At 71.5% G+C, this 24,784-nt stretch carries 21 protein-coding genes; 14 read left to right on the top strand and 7 right to left on the bottom strand.

Going from position 1 to position 24,784, the window contains the following annotated elements; genetic code table 11:
* Positions 1-95 precede the first annotated feature (95 nt).
* Both ACFYY7_RS05795 and ACFYY7_RS05790 read right to left on the bottom strand, forming a co-directional pair.
* Positions 96-485: a barstar family protein gene (locus tag ACFYY7_RS05795; protein WP_388657518.1), complete on the bottom strand. Its 390-nt coding sequence runs from the start codon at positions 483-485 to the stop codon at positions 96-98.
* Between the two features lie 94 nt (positions 486-579).
* Positions 580-978 carry a ribonuclease domain-containing protein gene (locus ACFYY7_RS05790; protein WP_388657516.1) on the bottom strand — a complete coding sequence of 133 codons (399 nt, stop codon included), beginning with the start codon at positions 976-978 and terminating at the stop codon, positions 580-582.
* Positions 979-1,339: 361 nt separating this feature from the next.
* On the opposite strand from ACFYY7_RS05790, the gene ACFYY7_RS05785 reads away from it, so the two are divergent.
* On the top strand, positions 1,340-1,702 hold the full coding sequence (locus ACFYY7_RS05785) for an ATP-binding protein (RefSeq protein WP_388658373.1): 363 nt from the start codon (positions 1,340-1,342) through the stop codon (positions 1,700-1,702).
* A gap of 89 nt (positions 1,703-1,791) precedes the next feature.
* On the opposite strand, the gene ACFYY7_RS05780 is transcribed toward ACFYY7_RS05785, so the two are convergent.
* Together ACFYY7_RS05780 and ACFYY7_RS05775 are read right to left on the bottom strand one after the other, a co-directional pair.
* Complete coding sequence (locus ACFYY7_RS05780) at positions 1,792-2,862, bottom strand: DUF2637 domain-containing protein (protein ID WP_388657513.1); 1,071 nt, start codon at positions 2,860-2,862, stop codon at positions 1,792-1,794.
* 191 nt (positions 2,863-3,053) lie between these two features.
* Entirely contained in the window at positions 3,054-3,902 is an 849-nt protein-coding gene (locus tag ACFYY7_RS05775) for a (2Fe-2S)-binding protein (RefSeq protein ID WP_388657510.1), read from the bottom strand.
* 146 nt (positions 3,903-4,048) lie between these two features.
* Between ACFYY7_RS05775 and ACFYY7_RS05770 the strand changes: the two genes are divergently transcribed.
* The gene (locus tag ACFYY7_RS05770) at positions 4,049-4,801 is read left to right on the top strand and encodes a GntR family transcriptional regulator (protein ID WP_388657507.1); all 753 of its coding nucleotides are present in this window, start codon (positions 4,049-4,051) and stop codon (positions 4,799-4,801) included.
* 51 nt (positions 4,802-4,852) lie between these two features.
* On the opposite strand, the gene ACFYY7_RS05765 is transcribed toward ACFYY7_RS05770, so the two are convergent.
* Both ACFYY7_RS05765 and ACFYY7_RS05760 read right to left on the bottom strand, forming a co-directional pair.
* Entirely contained in the window at positions 4,853-5,638 is a 786-nt protein-coding gene (locus ACFYY7_RS05765) for a hypothetical protein (protein WP_388657505.1), read from the bottom strand.
* A gap of 162 nt (positions 5,639-5,800) precedes the next feature.
* Positions 5,801-7,567, bottom strand: a complete 1,767-nt coding sequence (locus ACFYY7_RS05760; protein WP_388657502.1) for a PucR family transcriptional regulator — start codon at positions 7,565-7,567, stop codon at positions 5,801-5,803.
* A 268-nt stretch (positions 7,568-7,835) separates the two neighbouring features.
* On the opposite strand from ACFYY7_RS05760, the gene ACFYY7_RS05755 reads away from it, so the two are divergent.
* From ACFYY7_RS05755 to ACFYY7_RS05700, 12 genes are all read left to right on the top strand, one after another.
* Positions 7,836-8,726 carry an FAD binding domain-containing protein gene (locus tag ACFYY7_RS05755; RefSeq protein ID WP_388657500.1) on the top strand — a complete coding sequence of 297 codons (891 nt, stop codon included), beginning with the start codon at positions 7,836-7,838 and terminating at the stop codon, positions 8,724-8,726.
* Positions 8,727-8,728: 2 nt separating this feature from the next.
* Positions 8,729-9,322 (top strand): (2Fe-2S)-binding protein, encoded by a 594-nt coding sequence (locus ACFYY7_RS05750; protein ID WP_388657499.1) that lies wholly within the window; start codon positions 8,729-8,731, stop codon positions 9,320-9,322.
* A 2-nt stretch (positions 9,323-9,324) separates the two neighbouring features.
* The gene (locus tag ACFYY7_RS05745; RefSeq protein ID WP_388657497.1) at positions 9,325-11,709 is read left to right on the top strand and encodes a xanthine dehydrogenase family protein molybdopterin-binding subunit; all 2,385 of its coding nucleotides are present in this window, start codon (positions 9,325-9,327) and stop codon (positions 11,707-11,709) included.
* A gap of 299 nt (positions 11,710-12,008) precedes the next feature.
* A complete protein-coding gene (locus ACFYY7_RS05740; protein ID WP_388657495.1) occupies positions 12,009-13,460 on the top strand; it encodes an NCS2 family permease in 1,452 nt (483 codons plus the stop codon).
* 106 nt (positions 13,461-13,566) lie between these two features.
* Positions 13,567-14,718 carry an XdhC family protein gene (locus ACFYY7_RS05735; RefSeq protein ID WP_388657492.1) on the top strand — a complete coding sequence of 384 codons (1,152 nt, stop codon included), beginning with the start codon at positions 13,567-13,569 and terminating at the stop codon, positions 14,716-14,718.
* A 162-nt stretch (positions 14,719-14,880) separates the two neighbouring features.
* Complete coding sequence (locus ACFYY7_RS05730) at positions 14,881-18,639, top strand: S8 family serine peptidase (RefSeq protein ID WP_388657489.1); 3,759 nt, start codon at positions 14,881-14,883, stop codon at positions 18,637-18,639.
* 244 nt (positions 18,640-18,883) lie between these two features.
* Positions 18,884-19,186: an urease subunit gamma gene (locus tag ACFYY7_RS05725; protein WP_351252735.1), complete on the top strand. Its 303-nt coding sequence runs from the start codon at positions 18,884-18,886 to the stop codon at positions 19,184-19,186.
* Positions 19,183-19,551 (top strand): urease subunit beta, encoded by a 369-nt coding sequence (gene ureB, locus ACFYY7_RS05720; protein ID WP_388657486.1) that lies wholly within the window; start codon positions 19,183-19,185, stop codon positions 19,549-19,551. The genes ACFYY7_RS05725 and ureB overlap by 4 nt, the downstream gene beginning before the upstream one ends.
* Before the next feature lies 1 nt (position 19,552).
* A complete protein-coding gene (locus tag ACFYY7_RS05715) occupies positions 19,553-21,256 on the top strand; it encodes an urease subunit alpha (protein ID WP_388657483.1) in 1,704 nt (567 codons plus the stop codon).
* Entirely contained in the window at positions 21,256-21,921 is a 666-nt protein-coding gene (locus ACFYY7_RS05710) for an urease accessory protein UreF (RefSeq protein ID WP_388657480.1), read from the top strand. The genes ACFYY7_RS05715 and ACFYY7_RS05710 overlap by 1 nt, the downstream gene beginning before the upstream one ends.
* Complete coding sequence (gene ureG / locus ACFYY7_RS05705; RefSeq protein ID WP_388657478.1) at positions 21,914-22,651, top strand: urease accessory protein UreG; 738 nt, start codon at positions 21,914-21,916, stop codon at positions 22,649-22,651. The genes ACFYY7_RS05710 and ureG overlap by 8 nt, the downstream gene beginning before the upstream one ends.
* Positions 22,648-23,415, top strand: a complete 768-nt coding sequence (locus ACFYY7_RS05700) for an urease accessory protein UreD (RefSeq protein ID WP_388657475.1) — start codon at positions 22,648-22,650, stop codon at positions 23,413-23,415. Before ureG ends, ACFYY7_RS05700 begins: the two co-directional genes overlap by 4 nt.
* Here ACFYY7_RS05700 and ACFYY7_RS05695 read toward each other — a convergent pair.
* Positions 23,402-24,667, bottom strand: coding sequence for an MFS transporter (locus tag ACFYY7_RS05695; RefSeq protein WP_388657472.1), 1,266 nt, complete (start codon positions 24,665-24,667; stop codon positions 23,402-23,404). The two genes, ACFYY7_RS05700 and ACFYY7_RS05695, sit on opposite strands and share 14 nt — an antisense overlap.
* Between the last annotated feature and the right edge of the window lie 117 nt (positions 24,668-24,784).

The following is a 24,784-nucleotide window of genomic DNA, read 5'->3' as shown; positions in this document are numbered from 1 at the left end:
CTACGACCCCCATGGTGCCGGCCGGCCGAGTGATGACCCCGCTCGGCCGGCCGGTGCCGTCCTCCGGGCCTCTTCCGCCGGACACGGCCCGGGACTCAGTCGAGCCGCAGCGTGCCGGGCGTCGTGCCGTCCGCCAGGATCTCCACGATCAGGTCGAAGAGCGTCGGCCCCCGCCCGGCCAGGGCCTCGTCGAGCCGCCTCCGGGTCGCGGGCCGGTTGGTGGGATGCACCCGCTCCAGGCGCCGCCGAAGATGGCGGGCCGTCTCCTCGTGGCCCAGGGCCCGTGCGGAGAGCGCGTGATCCCGCCACTCGAAGACGAAGTCGCCGTCGTCGGGCGTGCCCATGCCGCCGCCGAGACAGTCCGCGAGGGCGTCGAGGTTGCGGCCGAAGTAGCCGCCGGGGCCGTTCACGGCCTCGCCGATCACTTTCCAGAACTGCTCCAGGCCGGTGACCCGGGAGCCTTCGATCACGTAGGTCACGGTCATGGGTGGAGCGTACAAGTCCGTATGTCTGCTCCGGTCCGTGATCCGCGCCGCAGGTGGGGGGCTACGGCGCGGATCGGTCCGGAGGGGCCGGGCTTCAGCAGCCCTGGTCGATCAGGTCGAAGGTGGAGTAGTGGTCGCTGGTGTAGTAGTCCTCCTGAGCCCGCTCGCCGGTGACGATCCGACGCGCGCCGCGGGTCGGGGAGTTGGGCGTGATGACCGTGTACTCGTGGTAGTAGCCGGTGCTCTGGCCGGGCAGGACGCCTTCACGGTTCTGGAAGACGGTGCCGTCCTGCGAGTACGGGAACGGGCCGCCGGCATCGATCAGGTCGAGGGTGTCGTGTGCCTGGGAGGGCAGCGCCGAGTAGCAGATGCTGCCCACCGAATCGGTGGACGGGGTCGAGGCGGTGGCCGAGGTGACCGGGCCGCCGACGAGGAGGACGGACAGGAGGGCGGCCGCGCCACCGAGCGTGGTGATCCGTGGGGGGATTCGCATAGCCACCATGATGACGCGCGTAGATACGGTCCCGTCAACGCCAACCGATGTGAATTTTTTGGAAGTTAACCCGGGGGTAGGAAATGTGACGGACTGATGTCCCGGTGTCTGCGGGCCGGTACCACCCTCTGTTCACTTATTGATGAGTCGACAAGCGTGGCGGCCCGTCAGCGGGGCATGCATCCGGTGAACGTGTTCCGCGAAGGAGCCGACAACGGGACAACGGACCACGAGCAGGGGGCGATGCACTGTGCGGGCGGGGGAGACGATGGAGCGTCAGGGAGATACCGATTCCATGAACGGCGAGGCCTCGCACGAACCGGGGGCGCAGGACCGGGAGCCGGTCCGGCTGCATCGCAGACTGGCCCACACCGATCTGGCGGCGGTGGGCGAAGTCAGAGGTGCGTTACGGGAGTTCCTGCGCTACCGGTGGAAGGAGGAGCCGGCCCAGGTGGCGGAGCTCCTGCTCAGTGAGCTGGTGACCAACGCACTGATCCACACCCGGCACGGCGCGGTCGTCACGGTGAGTGTGGATCCCGCCAAGTTGCGGGTGGAAGTACGGGACTTCGTGTCCGGACTTCCCCTGTCGTACGTACCGAACGCCGACGACGGTACGCATGGCCGGGGACTGTTCCTGGTGCAGAGTCTCGCGGACGCCTGGGGGGTCGCCGCCCATGCGCTGGGCAAGGTCGTCTGGTTCGAACTGGACGGCGAAAGGCCCTGACCGAAGGCCATGGAAGGCCGCCGATACGCGACCGGACGGCGAAAGGCCCTGACGGACCGGAAGGTACCGGGCCGTCAGGGCCGACGGCGTCAGCCGAACTGCTGCTCCAGATCTTTCAGTTTCCGCTCCAGTGAATCGAGCCGGGGCAGTGCCTGGGTGTCGTCCTCGGCGGTGAGGTCGACGGTGATCGGATCATCCGGGCTCCGGTCCGAGGTGCCGGTCGGGCCCGCCACGGCTTGCAGGGATGGCCGGGGGCGCAGAGGCAGTTGTCCCGGCTGGGATATGGCGGGCTCCACGACGGACTGTGCGGAGCCCGTCGTGGCGGGGAGGGCCTGGACATCCACCTGGGTGCCGCGGCCGACCCGGCGCCAGGCCCGGTTCTGCCGGTTCAGCGCCTTGATGTGGGCCCGGTCCAGCTTCTCCTGGTCCTTCCTGCGGAGACGGTTCTGCTCCTTCTCCCGCCTGTCCTCACGTACCTCGTCGACCGCCTCGTCCAGGGTGCGTACGCCTTCCAGCAGCATCAGCGACCAGGCGCCGAAGGTCTCCCGGGGGGCGCGCAGCCACCGTACGATCCGGATCTGCGGCAGCGGACGGGGCACCAGGCCCTGCTCGCGCAGCGCGGCCCGGCGGGTCTGCTTCAGCGCCCGGTCGAAGAGCACGGCCGCCGAGAGCGACATCCCGGCGAAGAAGTGCGGGGCGCCCGCGTGGTCGATGCCGCGCGGCGCGTGGACCCAGTTGAACCAGGCGGCGGCGCCGGCGAACGTCCACACGAGCAGGCGCGAGCCGAGCGCCGCGTCCCCGTGGCTGGCCTCGCGCACCGCCAGTACGGAACAGAACATGGCCGCCCCGTCGAGGCCGAACGGGACGAGGTACTCCCAGCCCCCGGAGAGGCCGAGGTTCTGCTCGCCGAAGCCGACGAGCCCATGGAAGGAGAGTGCGGCGGCGACCGCCGCACAGCAGAACAGCAGGACGTACGAGGCGGTGGCGTACAGGGCCTCCTTGCGTCTGCGGCGCTCCTCGCTGCGTTCCCAGCTGTCGTCGGCCGCGGACGTGTCAGCGGCGCGCTTGCCGCGTGCGACCACCGCCACCGCCGCCAGGACTCCCACGAGCAGCACGGCGCCCGGAAGCAGCCAATTCAGCGATATGTCGGTCAGTCTCATGCGCGGTCCCTTGCATTGCGTAGGGCATTTCGGGCGCCATGATTGCCGAAACCCCCACATGCGCATGGGGGTTTCGGGGCAAGAGAACGCCATTGGGTCGGCACGGCGTGCGGATGACGGGGATCCGGTCGAATGACCGTACGCGGCCGACAGGTTGCGTTCGAATTGTACTACTCGCGCGGTGGTGTTGATCAGTGAGCCGGCGTCAGCTTCCGTACTCGGTCGGCATCGCAGGTACGCGGACAGGTGACGCAGGTGTCCTCGGGGCGCAGCGTGTAGAAGAGGCAGCAGCTCGCCCGGTCGCGGGTGGGCAGCGACTCACCGTCGGGCCCGGTCAGTTCGCGGAAGCCCGCGGAGCCGACGTACGGCTTCGTGGTGCCCGGCAGCAGCGCCTCCAGATCGCTCATCGCCCGCTGCTCCTCGCCGAGCAGATGGGCGATGTACCAGAGGCCCTCGACGATCTCGTCCGTCGCCATGCCCCACAGTGCGCGCCTGCCGCGCCGCATCCGGGGCCCGAAGCCGTCGAGCACCGGGCCGATGTGGTCGGCCACCGCCGCGAGCACCTCGGCCCGCAGCGCGGCCTCGTCGGGCACCACGCGGGCGCCCGGCAGCGCGGCGGCCGGATCGTCCGGCAGGCAGGCGAACTCCCGCACCCGGAGGGTCAGATGGCCCAGCGCCCGCTGGAACGCCACGTCCTTGACGGGGATCCGGGGCACCCGCCGGTGGAGGAACCAGGGCACCGTCACCAGCAGGCAGGCGGGCCAGGCGTAACGGTGCAGCCCGAAACTGGCGACCACGTCGGGGCGGGGCTGCTGCCCGTAGTCCCGGACCACCTGGGCGTGGTCCCAGTCGAGGAAGGTGTCGAGCGCCGGGCCGCCCGCCGCGAGCTCGTCCGCACCCACCCAGCCGGCACCGCCGGGAGCGGTCTCGTCGTCCGCGAGCACCTGGGCGCGCAGGCCGGGAAAGACCTCGGCGAGGCGCGCGTACGCGTCCGTCACGGCGGACGCCGTGGTGCCGGGAAGCAGGGCGGGGAGTGTCATGCAGGGACCACCGAATCGCGACCGTTTGCAGGTAAGCCTTACCTTACCCGAACGGATCGATGTTTGAACTGCGGCCTCCTGCGCCTATCGTGCACAAGGGGCATGGCGCACGCGAGCCGCGCCCACGGCAGGCCGAGGAGGTCCGAGTGGAGCAGGGCAGAGCGCGTGAGGCGTACGGCGCCGCCGTGCCCGCGACCGCCCCGGCGGCGGTCGTCCGGGTGCCCGAGCAGGCACGTGGCGAGCACACCCACAGCGAGCCGCCCGCCCCGCGGGCGGCGGTGCAGCGGCACTCCGTGCGCGGCCAGATCCTCGAGGCGCTGCGCGCCGCACTGGTCGACGGCCGGCTGGAACCGGGACAGGTCTACTCGGCACCGGCCCTGGGCGCCAGGTTCGGTGTCTCCGCCACCCCGGTGCGCGAGGCGATGCAGCAGCTGGCCATCGAGGGCGCCGTCCAAGTAGTGCCGAACCGAGGGTTCCGGGTGTCCGAGCGCGGCCCGCGCCAGCTCGCCGAGCTGGCCGAGGTGCGGGCCCTGATCGAGGTCCCCGTGATGCTGCGGCTGGCCCGTACCGTCCCGCCCGGCACCTGGTGCGCCCTGCGTCCGCTGGCCGACGCGACGGTGGCCGCCGCGGCCGTGGGCGACCGGGCGAGCTACGCCGAGTCCGACCGGGCCTTCCACGGCGCGGTCCTCGCGCTCTGCGGGAACGAGCAGCTGGTGCAGGTCGCCGACGAGCTGCACCGCCGCTCCCAGTGGCCGCTGGAGGGCAACCCCGCCACCCGCCGCGCCGACCTCCTCGCCGACGCCGCCGAACACACCGCGCTGCTCGACGCGCTGATCGCCCAGGACCTGCCCGTCGTGCAGTCGCTCGTGCGGGAACACTTCAACGGCGCCGAGGGCTGACCGGCGGAGGACCGGCCGCCCGCCGGGCCGGCCCCCGATCGCCGGTCGGCCTCAGTTGGCCTCGACCGTCCCCGTGGGAGGCGGGTCCAGATGGGGGGCCAGCCACGTCGGCACACCCCCGAGCAGCCGGAACAGCCGGCCCGCCTCGGCGCGCAGCCGGGTCGCGAGCTCCGGCTCCGGCTCGGAGTCCGCGAGGGCGATGAGGGCCGGAGCCGTACCGATCAGGTAGCCCAGTTCCTCCCTTATCCGCAGGGACTCCGCGAAGCCGTGCCGGGCCTCCGCCACTTCGCCCTCGCGCAGGGACAGCAGGGCGAGGTGGCGCCAGGTGGAGGAGAGCAGCAGCGCGTCGCCCTGGGCGGTGGCCCCGGCGTGGGCCCTGCGGTACGCGGCACGGGCGGCCTGCGGCGAATCGGCGATGTTCTGCGCGATCAGGCCCCGCCGGAAGTCCAGCAGCGGGCGGCCCGGCGCGGACGGGGCGAGCAGCGCGGCGGCCCGGCTCAGGGCGACACTGGCCTCGTCGGCCCGGTCGCGTACGCCCAGGAGTGTCGACGCGTAGGCCAGATGGCCGCGTTCACAGGCGGCCGCGCCGCGTTCGGCGTCGTCGTGGGCCAGCGCCTCCGCCGTGCGCAGGGCGTCCTCGGCGTCGGTCCAGCCCTTTCCGGTGTACAGGCACCGCTCGGTCAGCAGGGCGGTCCGCTGGAGCGCGGCGGCCGGATCGGTGTGGGCGCCGGGTTCGAGCAGCGCGGCGGCGTCCGTCCAGCAGGCGCGTGACCGCAGCCGCCATACCGCTGTCTGGAGCGGCGGATCGTCATCTGCTGTCGTTCCGGAACCAGACATGGCGGTATGCGCCACATTGCCCTCCCCGAGCGCGCCATCGAGCTGTTGAGTCTGGCGGCATCTCAGCACGGATCCGCATGCCGGGCCAAGGGTTCGTTCAATCTCAGGTGAAAGATTTCACAAACGAACGGAGCCGCCAACGGCCGTGACAGGGCCGGGAGATCAGCTCATACGCAGGGCGAGGAAGAAATCGAGCTTGTCCTCCAGCCGGGAAAGGTCACGTCCCGTCAACTGCTCGATTCGGCCGACCCGGTAGCGCAGCGTGTTGACGTGCAGGTGGAGCCGGGCCGCGCAGCGGGTCCACGAACCGTCGCAGTCCAGGAACGTCTCCAGCGTCGGGATCAGCTCCGCGCGGTGGCGCAGGTCGTAGTCGCGCAGCGGGTCGAGCAGACGTGCGGTGAACGCGCGGCGCACGTCGTCCGGTACGAACGGCAGCAGCAGCACGTGCGAGGCCAGCTCGTGGTGGCCGGCCGCGCAGACCCGGCCGGGGCGGGCCGCCGCCACCCGGCGGGCGTGCCGGGCCTCCTCCAGCGCGCCACGCAGCCCCTCGGGCGAATGGACGGCCGCGCTGACCCCCAGGGTCAGCCGTCCGTCGTCGGCGAGGCCCGCGGAGAGCGGTTCGCGGACGGCGGCGAGCAGCACATCGGCGTGGAGCGCGGGGGCCTCGTGCGCGGTGTCCGCTCCGGCGTCCCGGTCCGGCGCGGGCGCGCCGAGGGCGGGCAGCGGTACGAGGGCGACGGCCTCCTCGCCCGTATGGGCGACCGCGATCCGGTCCGCCGTGTCGGGGCCGGTGACCGCGGGGTCGACCAGGATCTCCTCCAGCAGCGCCTGGGCGACCGGGCCGCCCGCGATGTCGGAGCCGGAGGGGCTGGAGGGGCCGGAGGGACCGGGGCCCGCCGGGGTGCCGGTGGCGGACCGGCCCTCCGCGTCGCCCCACTCGACCCGCGCCACCACGACCTGCCAGTGCGGGGCCGTCCCGAGGCCCGGCAGCAGCACCGGGGCCGCGACGCGCAGCCTGGCGGCTATTTCGGCCGGCGGGGCACCCGTCTGGACCAGCTCCAGGACCTCCTGGGCGAGCCTGCGGCGTACCGTACGGGCCGCGTCGCGCCGGTCCCGCTCGACGGCGATCAGCTGGGTGACGCCCTGGAGCAGGTCCAGCCGGGCCGGCGGCCAGTCGCTCGCGTCCGCCTCGACCGCGAGCAGCCAGTCCGAGAGCACCGACTCACGGACGTCGCGGGAGGCCGGCAGGGCGCCGCGGCCGGTGTTCCGGATCGGGAAGAGCGAATACGTGGTGCCGTCGACCGTGGCCCGGTGCGGGGCGCGGCGGCCGGTCCGGGTGGCGGCCAGATGGCGGCCCGCGAGCGCGGCGCCGACCGGTCCGGGCAGTGACGTTTCACCGGCGCCCGCGATCTGCCGCCCGGTGGGGGAGAGCACCCAGGCATGCAGGTCGAGGTCGGACCCGAGCAGATCCAGGACCACCTCGGGACCGCCGCCCGCCGGGCCCGAGGTCATCAGCCTGCGGTGCCGGTCCACCACCGCCGCCAGATCGCCCGCCCGCTCACCGGACACCTGGCGCACCACATGCTCGGTGATCGTCGCGAACGCAACGGTCTCATTGACGGCGAAGAGCGGCAGCCGGTGACGCGCGCAGGCCTCCACCAGATCCCCGGGGATGTCGCCCAGCTCCGCCTCGCCCGCCGCGAGCCCGGCGACGCCGGCCCCCGCCAGGATCCGTACGAACGGCTCCGAGTCCGCCGCGTCCCGGCGCCAGGCCAGACCCGTGAGGACCAGCTCGCCGCCCGACAGATAGCGGCTGGGATCCCGCAGGTCGGTGGTCATCACGCCGCGGACCGTGCGGTCCAGCTCGTCCTCGCCGCCGAGCAGCCGCAGGCCCAGCGCGTCGGTCTCCAGCAGTGCGCGCAGCCGCATCTCGTCGCCGCCGATCTCTTTCGTTGGTGCGGGTGAAAACTGGGTATTGCGGTGAGGTCACCGCTCCCCGCCATTCGTTCGAATCTACAAGACGAGGAGATCGACCAGCCAACTCCTTCATGTTTTCGGTGACTGCACCGAGTGGAGCACGGCTTGTGTACTGGGCCCCACACCGCGTTAACAACACATGAACGCCGGAACGACCAGTCGAGGGCCGGCCGCACCCCGCCCCCAGTGAACGACCCGATTGAGAAGAAGAGAGCCACTCATGGACTTCCTTCGCCCCGCCAGCTGGGAGGAGGCGCTCGCCGCCAAGGCCGAGCACCCGACGGCTGTGCCCATCGCGGGTGGCACCGATGTGATGGTCGAGATCAACTTCGACCACCGGCGGCCCGAGTACCTCCTGGACCTGAACCGCATCGGAGAGCTGACCGAGTGGGAGGTGGGCCAGGAGAACGTACGGCTCGGCGCCTCCGTACCGTACAGCCACATCATGGAGCACCTGCGGGCCGAGCTGCCCGGACTGGCGCTCGCCTCGCACACCGTCGCCTCGCCGCAGATCCGCAACCGCGGCGGCGTCGGCGGCAACCTGGGCACCGCCTCGCCCGCCGGTGACGCCCACCCGGCCCTGCTCGCCGCGGGCGCCGAGGTCGAGGCCGAATCCGTACGCGGAACCAGGATGATCCCGATCGACGCCTTCTACACCGGCGTCAAGCGCAATGCCCTCGCACCGGACGAGCTGATCCGGGCCGTGCACATCAAGAAGGCCGACGGGCCCCAGCAGTACTCCAAGGTCGGTACCCGCAACGCGATGGTCATCGCCGTCTGCGCCTTCGGCCTGGCCCTGCACCCCGAGACCCGCACGGTGCGCACCGGAATCGGATCGGCCGCCCCCACGCCCGTACGGGCGAAGGAGGCCGAGGAATTCCTGAACGCCGCGCTGGAGGAGGGCGGGTTCTGGGACAGCCGCAAGATCATCACGCCGTCCGTCGCCAAGCAGTTCGCCGCGCTCGCCGCCGGTGCCTGCAACCCGATCGACGACGTGCGCGGCACCGCGAGCTACCGCCGGCACGCGGTCGGGATCATGGCCCGCCGGACCCTCGGCTGGACCTGGGAGTCGTACCGCGGCAATGGCCGCAGCACCGAAGGAGCTGCCTGATCATGCGCGTCAATTTCACGGTCAACGGACGCAGGCACGAGGCGGACGACGTCTGGGAGGGCGAATCCCTCCTCTACGTGCTGCGCGAACGGATGGGCCTGCCCGGCTCGAAGAACGCCTGCGAACAGGGCGAGTGCGGCTCCTGCACGGTCCGCCTCGACGGTGTCCCGGTCTGCTCCTGCCTGGTCGCGGCCGGGCAGGTGGAGGGCCGCGAGGTCGTCACGGTGGAGGGCCTCGCGGACTTCGCCGCCCACCGCTCCGAGCAGCACCCCGGCAGCGGCTGCGCCCCCGGCGCATGCGGCACGGCGCTCGACAAGGCCATGCGGTGGAAGGCGGAGCCGTCCGGCGAGGAGAGCCGGGAAACCGGTCAACTCTCCCCGATCCAGCAGGCGTTCATCGACGCCGGAGCCGTCCAGTGCGGCTTCTGCACCCCCGGTCTGCTGGTCGCCGCCGACGAGCTGCTGGAGCGCAACCCGGAACCGTCCGACGCGGACATCCGCGAGGCCCTCTCCGGCAACCTCTGCCGCTGCACCGGCTACGAGAAGATCCTCGACGCGGTCCGCCTCGCGGCCGCCCGCGCGGAAGAAACGGTCTGACGATGGGCGTAACCGGAAACCCCACCAGCATCAACCAGGGCACCCGCACCAAGGGCGGCATCGGCGAGTCCACGCTCCGCCCCGACGGCATCCTCAAGGTCACCGGGGAGTTCGCGTACTCCTCCGACATGTGGCACGAGGACATGCTCTGGGGACACACCCTGCGCTCCACGGTCGCGCACGCCGAGATCGTCTCCATCGACACCTCGGAGGCACTCGCCACGTCCGGCGTCTACGCCGTACTGACCTACGACGACCTGCCGAGCACGGTGAAGAACTACGGCCTGGAGATCCAGGACACCCCCGTCCTCGCCCACGGCAAGGTCCGCCACCACGGCGAACCGGTGGCGCTCGTCGCCGCCGACCACCCGGAGACGGCCCGCCGCGCCGCCGCGAAGATCAGGATCGAGTACCGCGAACTGCCCGTCATCACCGACGAGGCGTCCGCGACCGCCCCCGACGCGATCCTCGTGCACGAGGGCCGCGACGACCACCACGCCGGGCACGTACCGCACCCCAACATCGTCCACCGCCAGCCCATCGTCCGCGGCGACGCGGACGCGGCGGCGGCCCGCGCCGATGTCGTGGTGAGCGGCGAGTACGTCTTCGGCATGCAGGACCAGGCCTTCCTCGGCCCCGAGTCCGGTCTGGCCGTGCCCGCCGAGGACGGCGGCGTCGACCTGTACGTCGCCACCCAGTGGCTCCACTCCGACCTGCGCCAGATCGCACCGGTCCTGGGCCTGCCCGAGGACAAGGTCCGCATGACGCTCTCCGGCGTCGGCGGGGCCTTCGGCGGCCGCGAGGACCTGTCGATGCAGATCCACGCCTGTCTGCTCGCCCTGCGTACCGGCAAGCCGGTCAAGATCGTCTACAACCGGTTCGAGTCCTTCTTCGGCCACGTCCACCGGCACCCGGCGAAGCTCTGGTACGAGCACGGCGCCACCCGCGACGGCAAGCTGACACATATGAAATGTCGCATTGTGCTGGACGGCGGCGCCTACGCGTCCGCCTCCCCGGCCGTCGTCGGCAACGCCTCCTCGCTCTCCGTCGGCCCGTACGTCATCGACGACGTCGACATCGAGGCCATCGCGCTCTACACCAACAACCCGCCGTGCGGCGCCATGCGTGGCTTCGGTGCGGTGCAGGCCTGCTTCGCCTACGAGGCCCAGATGGACAAGCTCGCCGCCGAACTGGGCATGGACCCGGTCGAGTTCAGGCAGCTCAACGCCATGGAGCAGGGCACCCTCCTGCCGACCGGACAGGTCGTCGACTCGCCCGCACCGGTTGCCGAACTGCTGCGCCGGGTCAAGGACATGCCGCTGCCGCCCGAGCGCCAGTGGGAGGTGGCCGGCGAACAGGCCGACGTACGGGCCCTGCCCGGCGGGCTCTCCAACACCACCCACGGCGAAGGCGTCGTACGCGGCATCGGCTACGCGGTCGGCCTCAAGAACGTCGGCTTCTCCGAGGGCTTCGACGACTACTCCACCGCGCGGGTGCGCATGGAGGTCATCGCCGGCGAACCGGTCGCCACCGTGCACACCGCCATGGCGGAGGTCGGGCAGGGCGGCGTCACCGTCCACGCCCAGATCGCCCGTACCGAACTCGGCGTCTCCCAGGTCACCATCCACCCGGCCAACACCCAGGTCGGCTCGGCCGGCTCCACCTCCGCGTCCCGCCAGACCTACGTCACCGGCGGCGCCGTGAAGCACTCCTGCGAGGCCGTCCGCGAGAAGGTCCTGGAGATCGGCCGCCGCAAGTTCGGTACGTACCACCCCGCGTGGGCCACCGCCGAACTGCTCCTGGAGGACGGCAAGGTCGTAACCGACGGCGGCGAGGCGCTGGCCGATCTGGTCGACGTACTGGAGGACGAGGCGGTCGACATCGAGCTGGAGTGGCGCCACCGGCCCACCGAGGCGTTCGACCTGCGCACCGGACAGGGCAACGGCCACGTCCAGTACTCCTTCGCCGCCCACCGCGCCGTCGTCGAGGTCGACACCGAACTCGGCCTGGTCAAGGTCATCGAACTGGCCTGCGCCCAGGACGTCGGCAAGGCGCTGAACCCGCTCTCCGTCGTCGGCCAGATCCAGGGCGGCACGATCCAGGGCATGGGCATCGCGGTGATGGAGGAGATCGTCGTCGATCCCGAGACCGCCAAGGTCAGGAACCCGTCCTTCACGGACTACCTGCTCCCCACGATCCTCGACACGCCGACCATCCCCGTCGACGTGCTCGAACTCGCCGACGACCACGCCCCGTACGGACTCCGTGGCATCGGTGAGGCCCCCACCCTGTCGTCTACCCCGGCCGTCCTCGCGGCGATCCGGAACGCGACGGGCCTGGAGCTCAACCGGACGCCGGTACGCCCCGAGCACCTCACCGGCAACTGAGCCGAGGCTCCATAAGAACTCTCCGGGCGGTGCGTGCCTCCCAGGAACGTCACACTTCCGCCGCCCGCGCCGCCCGGAGACCCCCGGCACTGCAGCACCGCAGTACCGCAGCACCGCTCTACACAACACACCGCTGCAGCACGTCAGATCGCAGTACCACGTCACACGTCACATTCCACTCTGCATGAACAGTTCGTCTCGGGCCGTCCCCCGGGTCGTGCCGCCCGCGCAGTCATCCCAAATCCCGCATTTCGATTCTTCATCGCGGGTGCCCCTGTGAACCTTGGGAGTCAGGCATCATGACCCAGCAGTCAGTGGAGCCCAGGACCAGTGCGGAGGACGCGGGCTCAGGCTCGCGCGTCCCCGCCGGAAGATCCTGGCTCGACCGGTACTTCCACATCTCCGACCGTGGCTCCACCGTCGCACGCGAAGTGCGCGGCGGCATCACCACGTTCATGTCGATGTGTTACATCCTTCTGCTCAACCCGCTCCTGCTGTCCGGGCCGGACGCTTCGGAGCACCGGCTCAGCCACGCGGCGCTGATCACGGCGACCGCCCTGGCCGCCGCCGTCTCGACCCTGCTGATGGGATTCATCGGCAAGGTGCCCCTCGCCCTCGCCGCGGGACTCTCCGTCTCCGGCGTGCTCGCCACCCAGGTGGCACCCCACATGACCTGGCCGCAGGCCATGGGCATGTGCGTGATGTACGGCGCCGTGATCGTGCTGCTGGTCGTCACCGGGCTGCGCGAGATCATCATGAACGCGATACCGCTGGCCCTGAAGCACGGCATCACCATCGGCATCGGCATGTTCATCGCGCTGATCGGCCTGGTCAACGCCGGCTTCGTCGGCAAGGGCGCCCCCGTCGCACTCGGCACCGAGGGACAGCTCACCGGCTGGCCCGTACTGCTCTTCTGCGTCACCCTGCTGCTCATCTTCATGCTCCAGGCCCGCAATGTGCCCGGCGCGATCCTGATCGGCATCGTCGTCGGAACGGTCCTCGCCGTCATCGTCAACGCGGTCACCGACATCAGCCCCAAGGCATGGGGCGGCAGCGCACCCGAACTGCAGGGCAGCGCGGTCTCGATGCCCGACTTCGGGCTCTTCGGCCATGTCGAGTTCGGCGGTTGGGGCGAGATCGGCGCCATGACCGTGGGAATGATCGTCTTCACCCTGGTGCTGGCCGGCTTCTTCGACGCGATGGCGACCATCATCGGCGTCGGCACCGAGGCCGGACTCGCCGACAGCAAGGGCCGGATGCCGGGCCTGTCCAAGGCACTGTTCATCGACGGTGCGGGCGGCGCGATCGGCGGCGTCTCCGGGGCGTCCGGGCAGACCGTCTTCATCGAGTCGGCGACCGGCGTCGGCGAGGGTGCCCGCACCGGCCTGTCCTCCGTGGTCACCGGTCTGCTCTTCGCAGCCGGACTGTTCTTCACCCCGCTCGCCCAGATCGTGCCGGGGCCGATCGCCGCCGCCGCACTGGTCGTCATCGGCGCGATGATGATGCAGAACGCCCGCCACGTCGACTGGAGCGACCGCGCCGTCGCCGTGCCGGTCTTCCTGACCGTGGCACTGATGCCGTTCACCTACTCGATCACCGCCGGTGTCGGCGCGGGAGTGATCTCCTTCGCCGCGATCAAGGCGGCGCAGGGCAAGTTCCGCGAGGTGGGCGCTTTCATGTGGGTACTGACCGCAATATTCGTCGTGTACTTCGCGCTCAGCCCGATCGAGAGCTGGATCGGCGCCAAGTAGAACCGGGGCCGGTCTGCACGGGGCCGGTCCGCACCGAAACGGCTGGCACCGGGCCGGCCCCGCCGTCCCGCCCGCCCCTCCGCACACCCGTAGAAGGAGAATCGCCATGCTGGACATCGCCGAAGAGCTCAACCGGTGGGTCGGGCAGGGACGCGAATTCGCCGTGGCCACCGTCGTGGCGGTCGGCGGCAGCGCGCCCCGGCAGCCCGGAGCCGCGCTCGCCGTCGACCGCGACGGCACGGCGATCGGATCGGTCTCCGGCGGGTGTGTGGAGGGCGCCGTCTACGAACTGTGCGAGCAGGCGCTGGACGACGGCGCCGCGGTGCGCGAGCGGTTCGGCTACAGCGACGAGGACGCCTTCGCGGTCGGACTGACCTGTGGCGGCGTCATCGAGATCCTGGTGACACCGGTCCGTGCGGACGACCCCGCACGGGCGGTGTTCGCCGCCGCGCTCGCCGCCGCCGCACGGGGGACGGCGGCGGCGCTCGCCAGGATCACCGACGGGCCGGCGGAGCTCCTCGGCCGCCCCCTGCTGGTCCATCCCGACGGCTCGTACGAGGGCGGGCTCGGCGGACACCCGGAGCTGGACCGCACCGCCGCGGCCGATGCCCGCGCCATGCTGGACGCGGGCCGCACCGGCTCCGTCACCATCGGCGCCGACGGCTCGCGCTGCGGGCAGCCGCTCACCCTGCTCGTCGAATCGAGCGTCCCGCCGCCCCGGATGATCGTCTTCGGGGCCATCGACTTCGCCTCGGCACTGGTCCGGGTGGGCAAGTTCCTCGGGTACCACGTGACATTGTGCGACGCCCGCCCGGTCTTCGCCACGAAGGCCCGCTTCCCCGAGGCCGACGAACTGGTCGTCGACTGGCCGCACCGCTATCTCGCGGTGACCGAGGTCGACGCCCGCACCGTTCTGTGCGTCCTCACCCATGACGCCAAGTTCGATGTCCCGCTGCTGGAGCGGGCGTTGAAGCTGCCGGTCGCCTACGTCGGGGCGATGGGCTCGCGCCGTACCCATCTGGAGCGCAACGACCGGCTGCGCGAGGTCGGTGTGACGGAGCTGGAACTGGCCAGGCTGCACTCGCCGATCGGCCTCGATCTCGGAGCGCGCACCCCCGAGGAGACCGCGCTGTCGATCGCCGCGGAGATCGTCGCCGACCGGCGCGGCGGCAGCGGCGTGCCGCTCAAGGGCGCGCACACGCCGATCCATCACGAGGCCGGCCGGCCGCCCACCGGAATGATCAACTCCGTGGCCTGAAACCTGCTCCTCAACCGGCCCTCAACCAGCTCCTGAACCGGCCCTGAACCCGCTCCCGAACCGGTCCTGGAGCGCGACCGCTGAGGGCGGATTGCCGCCACGGCGGCTTCACGCCAGGTTCGAACTCGGCCGTAGCCATGCTTTTGACGGTAGATCAGCAGCATGACTCCTACACCTCCCTCCGCCTCCGGCCGGGCGAGATCTTCCCGTCCGGGGCGCGGAGCGCTGCTGTTGGCGACCGCCGTCGCCCTCGTGAGCGGTGCACTGGTCCCCGCGGCCGGCTCCGCTCTTGCCGCCGACCCGGGCGGGCCCCGGCCCGCCGACCGCCGGGCCCCCTCCGCCCAGGAGTACGACATCACCCTGCTCACGGGCGACGTCGTGCACTACACCGACGGTGCCGGCAAGCAGGACACCGTCACCGTGGACCGCCCCGACGGCGCGGTCGGCGGGGTGCACGTCCAGCAGGCCGGCGACGACATCTACGTACTGCCCGACGAGGCCACCGCGCTGCTCGCGGCCGGCAAGCTGGACCGCAGGCTGTTCAATGTCTCCGCGCTCGCGAAGATGGGGTACGACGACAAGCGGTCGGGCGGCATCCCGGTGATCGCCACCTACCCGGCGGGCAAAGCCCGTTCGCTGCCCGCCGCCCCCCGAGGCGCCAAGAAGGTCCGTACCCTCGAAAGCATTCACGGCGCCGCGCTGAAGGCGGACAAGGACACCACCCGCACCTTCTGGAACGGCATAACCACCACCCCGGCGGCCCGTTCGCTGGACGGCGGCATCGCGAAGCTGTGGCTCGACGGCCGGGCCGAGGTGGCGCTCAAGGACTCCGTGCCGCAGGTCAACGCCCCGCAGGCATGGGCCGAGGGGTATGACGGCAAGGGCTCCAAGGTCGCCGTCCTGGACACCGGCATCGACGCGACGCACCCGGACGTCAAGGACCGCATCCTGGAGACCAAGAGCTTCGTGCCGGGCGAGGAGGTCGTCGACCGGCACGGCCACGGCACCCACGTCGCCTCCACGATCGCGGGCTCCGGCGCCGCCTCCGAGGGGGTCAACAAGGGCGTCGCCCCGGGCGCCGACCTGATCATCGGCAAGGTGCTCAGCGACGAGGGCTCCGGTGCGGACTCCGGCATCATCGAAGCCATGGAGTGGGCGAAGACCGAAGGGGCCGACGTCGTCTCCATGAGCCTCGGCTCCAGCATCCCGGACGACGGCTCCGACCCCATGTCGCAGGCGGTCGACGCCCTCTCCGCCGACGGCGGTCCGCTGTTCGTGATCGCCGCGGGCAACGCGTACGGCGCGGGCACCATCGGCTCGCCCGGCTCGGCGGAGAAGGCACTCACCATCGCCGCCGTCGACAAGCAGGACAAGCGCGCCGACTTCTCCTCGATGGGCCCGCTGGTCAGGTCGTACGGACTGAAGCCCGACCTCTCCGCGCCGGGCGTGAACATCAACGCGGCCGCCTCGCAGTCGGTCCCCGGCGTCGACGGGATGTACCGGTCGATGTCCGGTACGTCGATGGCGACTCCGCATGTCGCGGGCGCGGCAGCCATTCTGAAGCAGCGTCACCCCGACTGGTCCGGCCAGCGGATCAAGGACGCGCTGATGAGCTCCTCCAAGGTGCTGCCGGACTACACCCCGTACGAGCAGGGCACCGGCCGGCTCGATGTGAAGGCGGCGGTCGACACCACGATCGAGGCCACCGGCTCCGTCGCGGTCGCCTCGTACGACTGGCCGCACTCCCCGTCCGACCCGGTCGCCGAGCGGACCATCACCTACCGCAACACGGGCACGAAGGACGTCACGCTCGACCTGGCGACGGACACCGACTCCGACGCCTACACCCTCTCGGTGAAGCAGCTCACCGTCCCGGCCGGCTCCACCGTCGAGGCCGTGCTGTCGCTCGACCCGTCCAAGGTCGCGAACAACACCCAGTTCTCCGGCCAGGTCGTCGCCAAGGACGCGGCGGGCACCACCGTCGCCCACACCGGCTTCGCCCTGGACAAGGAGCAGGAGCTGTACGACCTGACGCTCCAGCTCCGTGACCGCGCCGGCAAGCCGATGGACGGCCTGGTCGTCCTCGGTGCGCTCGGCGACCCGAACCTGGGCGTCGTCCAGGTGTCGGGCGAGAACACGCTCCGGCTCCCGCCGGGGAACTACACCGCGTGGGCGGCCGCCGACGTCGCCGGTGACCGCGCGGACTCCAAGGCCGTCGCCTTCCTCGCGGCGCCCGAGATCATCCTGGACAAGGCCTCCACGGTCACCCTCGACGCCTCCAAGGCCCGCAAGGTCAGTGCGCGGACACCGAAGGAGACCGAGACCCGGCAGCTGCGATATGACATGGCACGTACCGCACCGGACGGCACCGTCCAGCGCGACGCGTACCAGATCCCGTTGACGTACGACCAGCTGTGGGCGAGCCCCACCAAGAAGGTCACCCAGGGCAGCTTCTCGTTCCTGACCCGCTGGCGGCAGGGCGAGAAGCTGATCGATCTGACCGCCGGCGGCCGTGATGTCCCGGTGACCGCGCAGGGCGGTGCACCGGTCGCGGAGAGCGGCACGCAGAAGCTCACCGCCGTCTTCGCGGGCAACGGCGCCGCGGCCGACTACAAGGGCCTGGACGTCAAGGGCAAGGCGGTCGTCATCCGCCGCAGCGACGCGGTCGCTCCCGAGGACCGGGCCGCCAACGCGGTGGCCGCGGGCGCCAAGGCGCTCTTCGTCGTCAATGACGGCGACGGCGTCGACATGGATCGGTACGCCCCCTACGGCTCCGAGACCACGATCCCGGTCGCCTCGGTCCAGCGCCTCGCGGGCGAGAAGCTGATCGGGTCGGCCCGGCAGGGCTCGAAGGTGACGATCACACAGCGGAAGTTCGCCCGCTACGTGTACGACCTGGTCGACCGCCACGACGGCGTCGTTCCGGACCGCTCGCTGGAGTTCGCCCCGTCGGAGCGCCGGCTGGCGAAGGTGAAGAACACCTTCTACGGCCACCAGGACGTGCTCGGCGGCGGCTACCGCTACGACATCCCGGACTACGGTCCGGGGCTCGGCTTCGAGGAGTACGAGAAGTTCCCCGGTACCCGCGAGGAGTGGGTCACCCCGCTTCCGGGCGCCTCCTTCTGGTACGAGAACCACTCGGTCCTCAACGCCGACGAGAGCGGTACCGCGCAGGAGATGCGCAGCGGCGATCTCGACTACACGGCGGGCCGCACCTACCCGGCCGAATGGTTCGCGCCGGTCACCCGCCCGCGTCTGGGCACCGGCTACTGGGGTCCGTTCCGGTCCGTCTACAACGACATCCAGTTCAACTTCACCCCGTGGACGGACTCCGGCGCGGGCCACTCGGGCGCCATGCCGGACGACGAGTACGACACCACCACCACGGCCTTCTACCAGGGCGACAAGCTGATCAAGAAGGTCGCGGGCCGGGCGGGCTTCGCCTGGGACGTCTCGGCCGAGAAGCTGCCGTACCGCTTCGTGCTCGACTCCGCCCGGGACACCGACAAGTGGCGGACGTCCACCCGCACTCACACCGAGTGGAACTTCGTCTCGGGTGCCATGGACGAGAACGGCCCGTTCCAGGCCGACATCCCGATGCTCCAGCTGGACTACCGGGTGAACACCGACCTCGCCGGTGACGTCGAGGCCGGTCACTGGACCGAGGTCGGGCTCTCCTCCGGTACGCAGGAGTGGCTGGACGGGGCGGTCAGGGCCACCGGGGCCTCGCTGTCGGTCAGCTACGACGACGGGGAGAGCTGGGAGGCGGTGCAGCTGCGCAAGGACGCGGCCGGCTCCTGGACCGCCCGGTTCAAGACCCCGAAGAAGGCCGGCTCGTTCGTCTCGCTCAAGGCGCACGCCGAGGCGGCCGACGGGCTGGGCATCGACCAGGAGATCATCCGGGCCTTCGGTCTGAAGTGACCTGCTGAGTTTCGCTCCTGAGGCGGCCGTACACCCCCCGGCGGGGATGTGCGGCCGCCTCTCTTTGCTGTTTCTTGATGGACAAAATTTGTCTACTTTGCCCGTATATGGCGGGCGATAAGGGCAGAAAGGGACTTATCGCGGAGCGTTGCAAGTTGCCACGGCGCGGTCGGGAGGCTTATAAGAGGAACGTGGCAAAGGTGATTCCGGGAATTCCGGGGACTGCCGCCACGGAGGTTTCCCCATGTTTCTCACTCCGTCCGACACGGAGAAATTGCTGCTGAGCGTCGCCGGAATGGTCGCTCGTGACAGGCGGGACCGCGGCGTTCGGCTCAACTACCCCGAGGCCGTCGCGCTGCTCTCCTGCTGGGCCATGGAACGCGCCCGCGAGGGTGCCCGCGTCAGCGACCTGATGGCCGCGGGACGGAGCGTCCTCACCCGCGCTGACGTGCTGGAAGGTGTTCCCGAGATGCTGCATGACGTCCAGGTCGAGGCGACCTTCCCGGACGGGCGCAAGCTCGTCACGATCACCTCGCCGATCCCGTGATCCCGGGCGAGATCCGGACCGGAGCCGGCGAACTGAAAATCAATGACACCCGTACGCAATTGCATGTGACCGTGGTGAATGACGGTGACCGTCCCATTCAAATCGGCTCGCATCTGCATTTCCCCGACGCGAATCCGGCGCTTTCCTTCGACCGGTCCCTGACCGAAGGATTCCGGCTCGATATTCCTTCCGGTACTTCTCTGCGCTTCGAGCCCGGAGTCGGCGCCGAGGTCACCCTCGTCGAACTGGGGGGCCGCCGGAAGGTGCCCGGCATCGTCGTCCCGGGCACCCGGGCCGCCCGGGCGGACGGACCGGAGGCGGCGCGAACGGACGGCTCCCGGGCCGCGCGAACGGATGGCATGTGACATGGCACGAATGACCCGCGCCGCCTATGCGTCGCTCTACGGCCCCACCACAGGCGACCGCGTCCGCCTCGCCGACACCGACCTCTGGATCGAGGTCGAGGAGGACCGCTGCTTCGGCGGCGACGAAGCCGTGTTCGGCGGCGGCAAGTCCATCCGCGAATCCATGGCCCAGTCCACCGCCGCACGCGCCGACGGCGCCCTTGACCTCATCATCACCAATGTCGTCGTCCTCGACCACTGGGGCATCGTCAAGGCCGACGTCGGCGTCCGGGCCGGCCGCATCGTCGCGCTCGGCCGTTCCGGCAACCCCGACATCAGCGACGGCGTCCACCCCGACCTGGTCATCGGTCCCGGCACCGACGTGGTCTCCGGCGAAGGCCGCATCCTCACCGCCGGGGCCATCGACACCCACGTCCACTTCCTCATGCCGGAGACCCTGCACGAGGCCCTCGCCACCGGCACCACCACCGTCATCGGCGGCGGCACCGGCGCCACCGAGGGCTCCAAGGCCACCACGGTCACCCCGGGTGCCTGGAACCTGGCGATGATGCACCGGTCCCTGGACCGGGTCCCGCTCAACATCATGCTGTTCGGCAAGGGCTCCACCGTCGGCGAGGAGGCACTGCGCGAGGCGGCACTCGGCGGCGCGGGCGGCTACAAGGTCCACGAGGACTGGGGCGCCACCCCCGCCGCCATCGACGCGGCGCTGAAGGCGGCCGACGCCTACGGCCTCCAGGTCGCCCTGCACGCCGACAGCCTCAACGAGGCCGGCTACGTCGAAGGCACCCTCGACGCCATCGCCGGACGCGGCATCCACGTCTTCCACGCCGAGGGCGCGGGCGGCGGCCACGCACCCGACATCATCACCGTCGCCTCCCACCCCAACATCCTCCCGGCGTCCACCAACCCCACACTCCCGCACACCGTCAACACCGTCGCCGAACACCTCGACATGCTGATGGTCTGCCACCATCTCAACCCGCGCGTACCCGAGGACCTCGCCTTCGCGGAGTCCCGCATCCGCGCCACCACCATCGCCGCCGAGGACGTCCTGCACGACATCGGCGCACTCTCCATAACCTCCTCGGACGCCCAGGCCATGGGCCGCATCGGCGAGGTCATCTGCCGCACCTGGCAGGTAGCGCACACCATGAAACAGCGCTTCGGGGATCGCGACAGCGAACTGCCCGCTGACAACGAACGCGCCCGCCGCTACGTCGCCAAGTACACGATCTGCCCGGCGGTCGCCCACGGCATCGACCATGTCGTCGGCTCCGTCGAACCGGGCAAGCTCGCCGACCTGGTGCTGTGGGACCCCGCCTTCTTCGGCATCCGCCCCGCCGCCGTCATCAAGGGCGGCATGGTGGTGTACGCGCCGCTCGGCGACGCCAACGCAGCGATCCCCACCACCCAGCCCGTCCTCATGCGCCCCACCGCCGCCGCCGAAGCCGCCCCGCACCTCTCGGTCAGCTTCGTCGCCCCCGCGGCCCTGGCCGACGGGCTTGCCGAACGACTCGGTCTCGTACGGGAGTTGGTCGCCGTACGTCCCACCCGCCACCTCACCAAGGCGGACCTGCCGAACAACACGGCGCTCCCGGACATCGACGTCGACCCGGAGACCTTCGCCATCCGGATCGACGGAGAACTCGTGGAGCCCGCGCCCGCCACCGAACTGCCGCTGGCCCAGCGGTACTCCATGTTCTGATGGCCGGCCTGGCGCATCTGCTGCTCGGCGACGGACGGCTCCCGGTCGGCGCGTACACCTACAGCGCGGGACTCGAACCGGCCGTCGCGGCAGGCCTCACCCGGGACCGGATCCCCGCCCTGCTGCGGGCCCGGCTGCACACCGCGGCCGTCACCGAGGCAACCGCCGCCGTACTCGCCCTGCGGGCGGCCGGGCAGGACCCGGTGGACTACGGACCCGTACAACAGGCGCTCGCCGCCCGGACCCCGGCCGCACCCCTGCGCGAGGCATCGGCGACGCTCGGCCGCGGCGTGCAGCGCCTGGCGCGCAGGCTGGCCCCCGGCCACCCGGCGGTCACCGCCCTGACCGGGGTCCGCCCCCGCCCGCTGCGGCCGGTGGCCCTCGGCGCACTCGGGGCCGTCATGGAGGTGTCGCCGGAGGAACTGGCGCGGGGCGTCGTCTACGACGAACTCCAGACCATCACCTCGGCGGCGCTCAAGCTGCTGCCCGGCGACCCGCTGGACTCGGTCGCCTGGATCCTCGACGCCGAGCCGCACGCGGCGGCCGCGGTGGCCGAAGCCCTCGCGGTACGGACTCCGGCCGGACTGCCCGCCCGTACGCCCCCGCTCACCGAACAGTGGGCGCTCGAACACGCACAACGAGAACGGAGACTCTTCCTTGCCTGACCAGCACCTCGACCCCACGCCCGACCTGCACACCCACCAGCAGGCCCACCGGCCGCGCGCCCTGCGCCTCGGTGTCGCCGGCCCGGTCGGCACCGGCAAGAGCTCGATCCTCGCCACCCTCTGCCGCGAGCTGGCCGGTGAACTCGCCATGGCCGTCGTCACCAACGACATCTACACCGACGAGGACGCCCGCTTCCTCCGCTCGGCCGGTGTCCTGCCCACCGAACGCATCCGGGCCGTCGAGACGGGCGCCTGCCCGCACACCGCGATCCGGGACGACGTCAGCGCCAACCTCGACGCCGTCGAGGACCTGGAGGAGGCGTACGGGCCGCTCGACCTGGTGCTCGTCGAGAGCGGCGGCGACAACCTGACCGCCACCTTCAGCCCGGCCCTCGCCGACGCCCAGCTGTTCTGCATCGATGTCGCGGGCGGCGGCGACGTCGCCCGCAAGGGCGGCCCCGGCATCACCGGCGCGGACCTCCTGATCATCAACAAGACCGACCTCGCGCCCCATGTGGAGGTCGACGTGGCCGCGATGGTCGCCGACGCATCGCACGCCCGCGACGGCCTGCCGGTCCTCGCACTCTCCAAGCACGACCCGGAATCCGTTGCCGAACTCGCCGACTGGGTAAGGGAGTTGCTCGTACGCCACCGATCCGGCACCCACGTCCCCACCGACCCGGGCCCGATGGCTCCCCACAGTCACAACCACAGCCACGACGGCTCGTGACCGCGGAGTCCGCCGAGCCCACCGTCGTCGCCGTGGAGCGCGACGGCTCGGGCCGCCACGTCGCCCGCGAACTGCGTCCGGGCGCCTTCCTCGCCCCCCGCCCCCTGCTGCCTTCCCCCGACCGGCTGCGGATCGCCCTGGTCGGCACCCGGGCGGGCCTGCTGGCGGGCGACGATCTGCTGCTGGACATCTCGGTCGGCCCCGGCGCCCGGCTGGAGCTGGTCGAGCCGTCCGGCCTGGTCGCGTACGACCACCGAGGCGGCACGTCGAGCTGGCGGGCCCGGGTGGACATCGCGGAGGGCGGTGAACTGTGCTGGGACGCCCGGCCGTTCGTGATCTCCACGGGTGCCGCGGTCGTGCGCTCGATGGCGGTCGCGCTGGCGGCCGGGGCCCGGATGCTGTGGCGCGACACCCTGGTCCTGGGGCGCTCCGGCGAGCGGGGCGGCGGTGTCCGGGCGAGGACGCACGCCACGTACGACGGCTGCGAGCTGCTGGTCGAGGACCTGGATCTCATGGACCCTGACCTGCGTGAACTCCCCGGCATCCTGGGCCTCAACCGCATCATCGGCTCGGTCACCGCCCTCGGCGCCGCCCCGGCCGGCCGGCCCCACCCGTACCGCATGGACCTGGCGGGGCCGGGGGCTCAGGTACGGCTGCTGGACACGGTGGCGCCGGCGATCGAGGCGGACCTGGCCGCGGTCTGGGAGGAGTGGCGCACACCGGACGGACCCGGTGTGCGCACCTCCACGGTCACGAGCGGCTGACCGCTTCGCGCGCCACCGCTCCACGGGCCGCCGATCCGCGCGCCACCACGGCCGCACACAACAGCGCGGGCATCGCCGCGACCGCGAAACAGACGGCCGGCGGCAGCCGGTCCACCAGCAGACCCACCGCCGCGGCCCCCACCGACGACCCGGCGTTGACCGCGGTGTTCACCCAGGCACCGGCCTGTGTGCGGCTGCCCGCGCCCACGGACTCGTCCGCGATGAGGTACGCCGTGGTCAGCGCGGGCGCGACGAACAGCCCGGCCACCGCGGCGAGCGCGGCCAGCACGTACACACTCGGCGACAGCCCGGCCCCGGCCACGGCGGCGCCCAGCCCGGCGGCCAGCAGCGGCAGCCTCGCCCGGTTCGACGCCCGCCAGGAGACGGCGCCGTATGCGAGTCCCCCGACGGCGCTTCCGGCCGAGAGTGCGGCCAGCACCCACGACACGGCCCCCGTGCCCTGGTGGCGCTGCTCGGTGAATGCCACCACCAGCAGATCCAGGCCCCCCAGGCACAACCCCACGGCCGCCGTCACCAGCACCGCGTGCCGCAGCCCGATGACGCCGAGCAGCCGCCGCCCGGCCGGCGGGTCGTCCGTTCCGGCGGCCTTGTCGTCCGACGGCGCCACGCCCGCAGCGCGTACCGCCGGTGACGACACCAGCGCCAGCGTGCCCACGAGGATCAGCGCGGCACTGGCCGCGATCCCGGCCGCGGGCGAGGCGAACTTCACCACCACCCCCACCAGCAACGGGCCGCTGACGAAGAGGAGTTCCTCGGCGACACCGTCCAGGCTGTAGGCGCGCCGCAACAGCTCCCGGTCGGCGACGAGACCGCTCCACAGGGTCCGCATCACCGGCCCCAGAGGTGGTGAGAAGGCCCCCGCGACGGCGGCGAGCGCCGCCAGCAGGAGCGCCGGGGCCCCCGGCCGCCAGGTGGCGTACGCGAGGGCGGCGAGCAGTGCCGCGTAGACCCCGGCTAGCGGTGGCAGGACCCGGCGCGGCCCGTGCCGGTCGATCAGCGCGGCACGGGCGGGGGAGAGGAAGACACTGGTCGCCCCGAAGAGCGCCATGACGGCACCGGCGACGGAGTACGAGCCGACGCTCGCGTTCACCGCCAGCATCAGAGAGAGCGAGACCATCCCGTACGAGAGCCGCCCCAGCAGAGCGGCACCGAAGGTGCGGGCGGCGTGCGGGGTACGCAGGACGGTGGCGTACGAAGGCGTGCGCGAAGGCACGGGTGATGGCGAAAGCATCGATACGTTCCTCTTGAGGGCAGCGCGGCAGAGGGCGCTGCGGGCATGCGGGGACACCGGAGCGCCGCACCCGGCAGAAGCGAGGGGTGCGGTCGGTACGGGGTCCTACGCACGGGA

Source organism: Streptomyces sp. NPDC001933 (assembly GCF_042890955.1).
Lineage (GTDB): Bacteria > Actinomycetota > Actinomycetes > Streptomycetales > Streptomycetaceae > Streptomyces.
This window is presented reverse-complemented; position numbering and strand designations above follow the sequence as displayed.

Excerpts from the sequence above, each read along its gene's own strand:
- ACFYY7_RS05795 (WP_388657518.1), bottom strand. The coding sequence starts at position 485 with ATGACCGTGACCTACGTGATCGAAGGCTCCCGGGTCACCGGCCTGGAG.
- ACFYY7_RS05790 (WP_388657516.1), bottom strand. The coding sequence starts at position 978 with ATGCGAATCCCCCCACGGATCACCACGCTCGGTGGCGCGGCCGCCCTC.
- ACFYY7_RS05780 (WP_388657513.1), bottom strand. The coding sequence starts at position 2,862 with ATGAGACTGACCGACATATCGCTGAATTGGCTGCTTCCGGGCGCCGTG.
- ACFYY7_RS05775 (WP_388657510.1), bottom strand. The coding sequence starts at position 3,902 with ATGACACTCCCCGCCCTGCTTCCCGGCACCACGGCGTCCGCCGTGACG.
- ACFYY7_RS05765 (WP_388657505.1), bottom strand. The coding sequence starts at position 5,638 with ATGTCTGGTTCCGGAACGACAGCAGATGACGATCCGCCGCTCCAGACA.
- ACFYY7_RS05760 (WP_388657502.1), bottom strand. The coding sequence starts at position 7,567 with ATGCGGCTGCGCGCACTGCTGGAGACCGACGCGCTGGGCCTGCGGCTG.
- ACFYY7_RS05755 (WP_388657500.1), top strand. The coding sequence starts at position 7,836 with ATGGACTTCCTTCGCCCCGCCAGCTGGGAGGAGGCGCTCGCCGCCAAG.
- ACFYY7_RS05750 (WP_388657499.1), top strand. The coding sequence starts at position 8,729 with ATGCGCGTCAATTTCACGGTCAACGGACGCAGGCACGAGGCGGACGAC.
- ACFYY7_RS05745 (WP_388657497.1), top strand. The coding sequence starts at position 9,325 with ATGGGCGTAACCGGAAACCCCACCAGCATCAACCAGGGCACCCGCACC.
- ACFYY7_RS05740 (WP_388657495.1), top strand. The coding sequence starts at position 12,009 with ATGACCCAGCAGTCAGTGGAGCCCAGGACCAGTGCGGAGGACGCGGGC.
- ACFYY7_RS05735 (WP_388657492.1), top strand. The coding sequence starts at position 13,567 with ATGCTGGACATCGCCGAAGAGCTCAACCGGTGGGTCGGGCAGGGACGC.
- ACFYY7_RS05730 (WP_388657489.1), top strand. The coding sequence starts at position 14,881 with ATGACTCCTACACCTCCCTCCGCCTCCGGCCGGGCGAGATCTTCCCGT.
- ACFYY7_RS05725 (WP_351252735.1), top strand. The coding sequence starts at position 18,884 with ATGTTTCTCACTCCGTCCGACACGGAGAAATTGCTGCTGAGCGTCGCC.
- ACFYY7_RS05715 (WP_388657483.1), top strand. The coding sequence starts at position 19,553 with ATGGCACGAATGACCCGCGCCGCCTATGCGTCGCTCTACGGCCCCACC.
- ACFYY7_RS05710 (WP_388657480.1), top strand. The coding sequence starts at position 21,256 with ATGGCCGGCCTGGCGCATCTGCTGCTCGGCGACGGACGGCTCCCGGTC.
- ACFYY7_RS05695 (WP_388657472.1), bottom strand. The coding sequence starts at position 24,667 with ATGCTTTCGCCATCACCCGTGCCTTCGCGCACGCCTTCGTACGCCACC.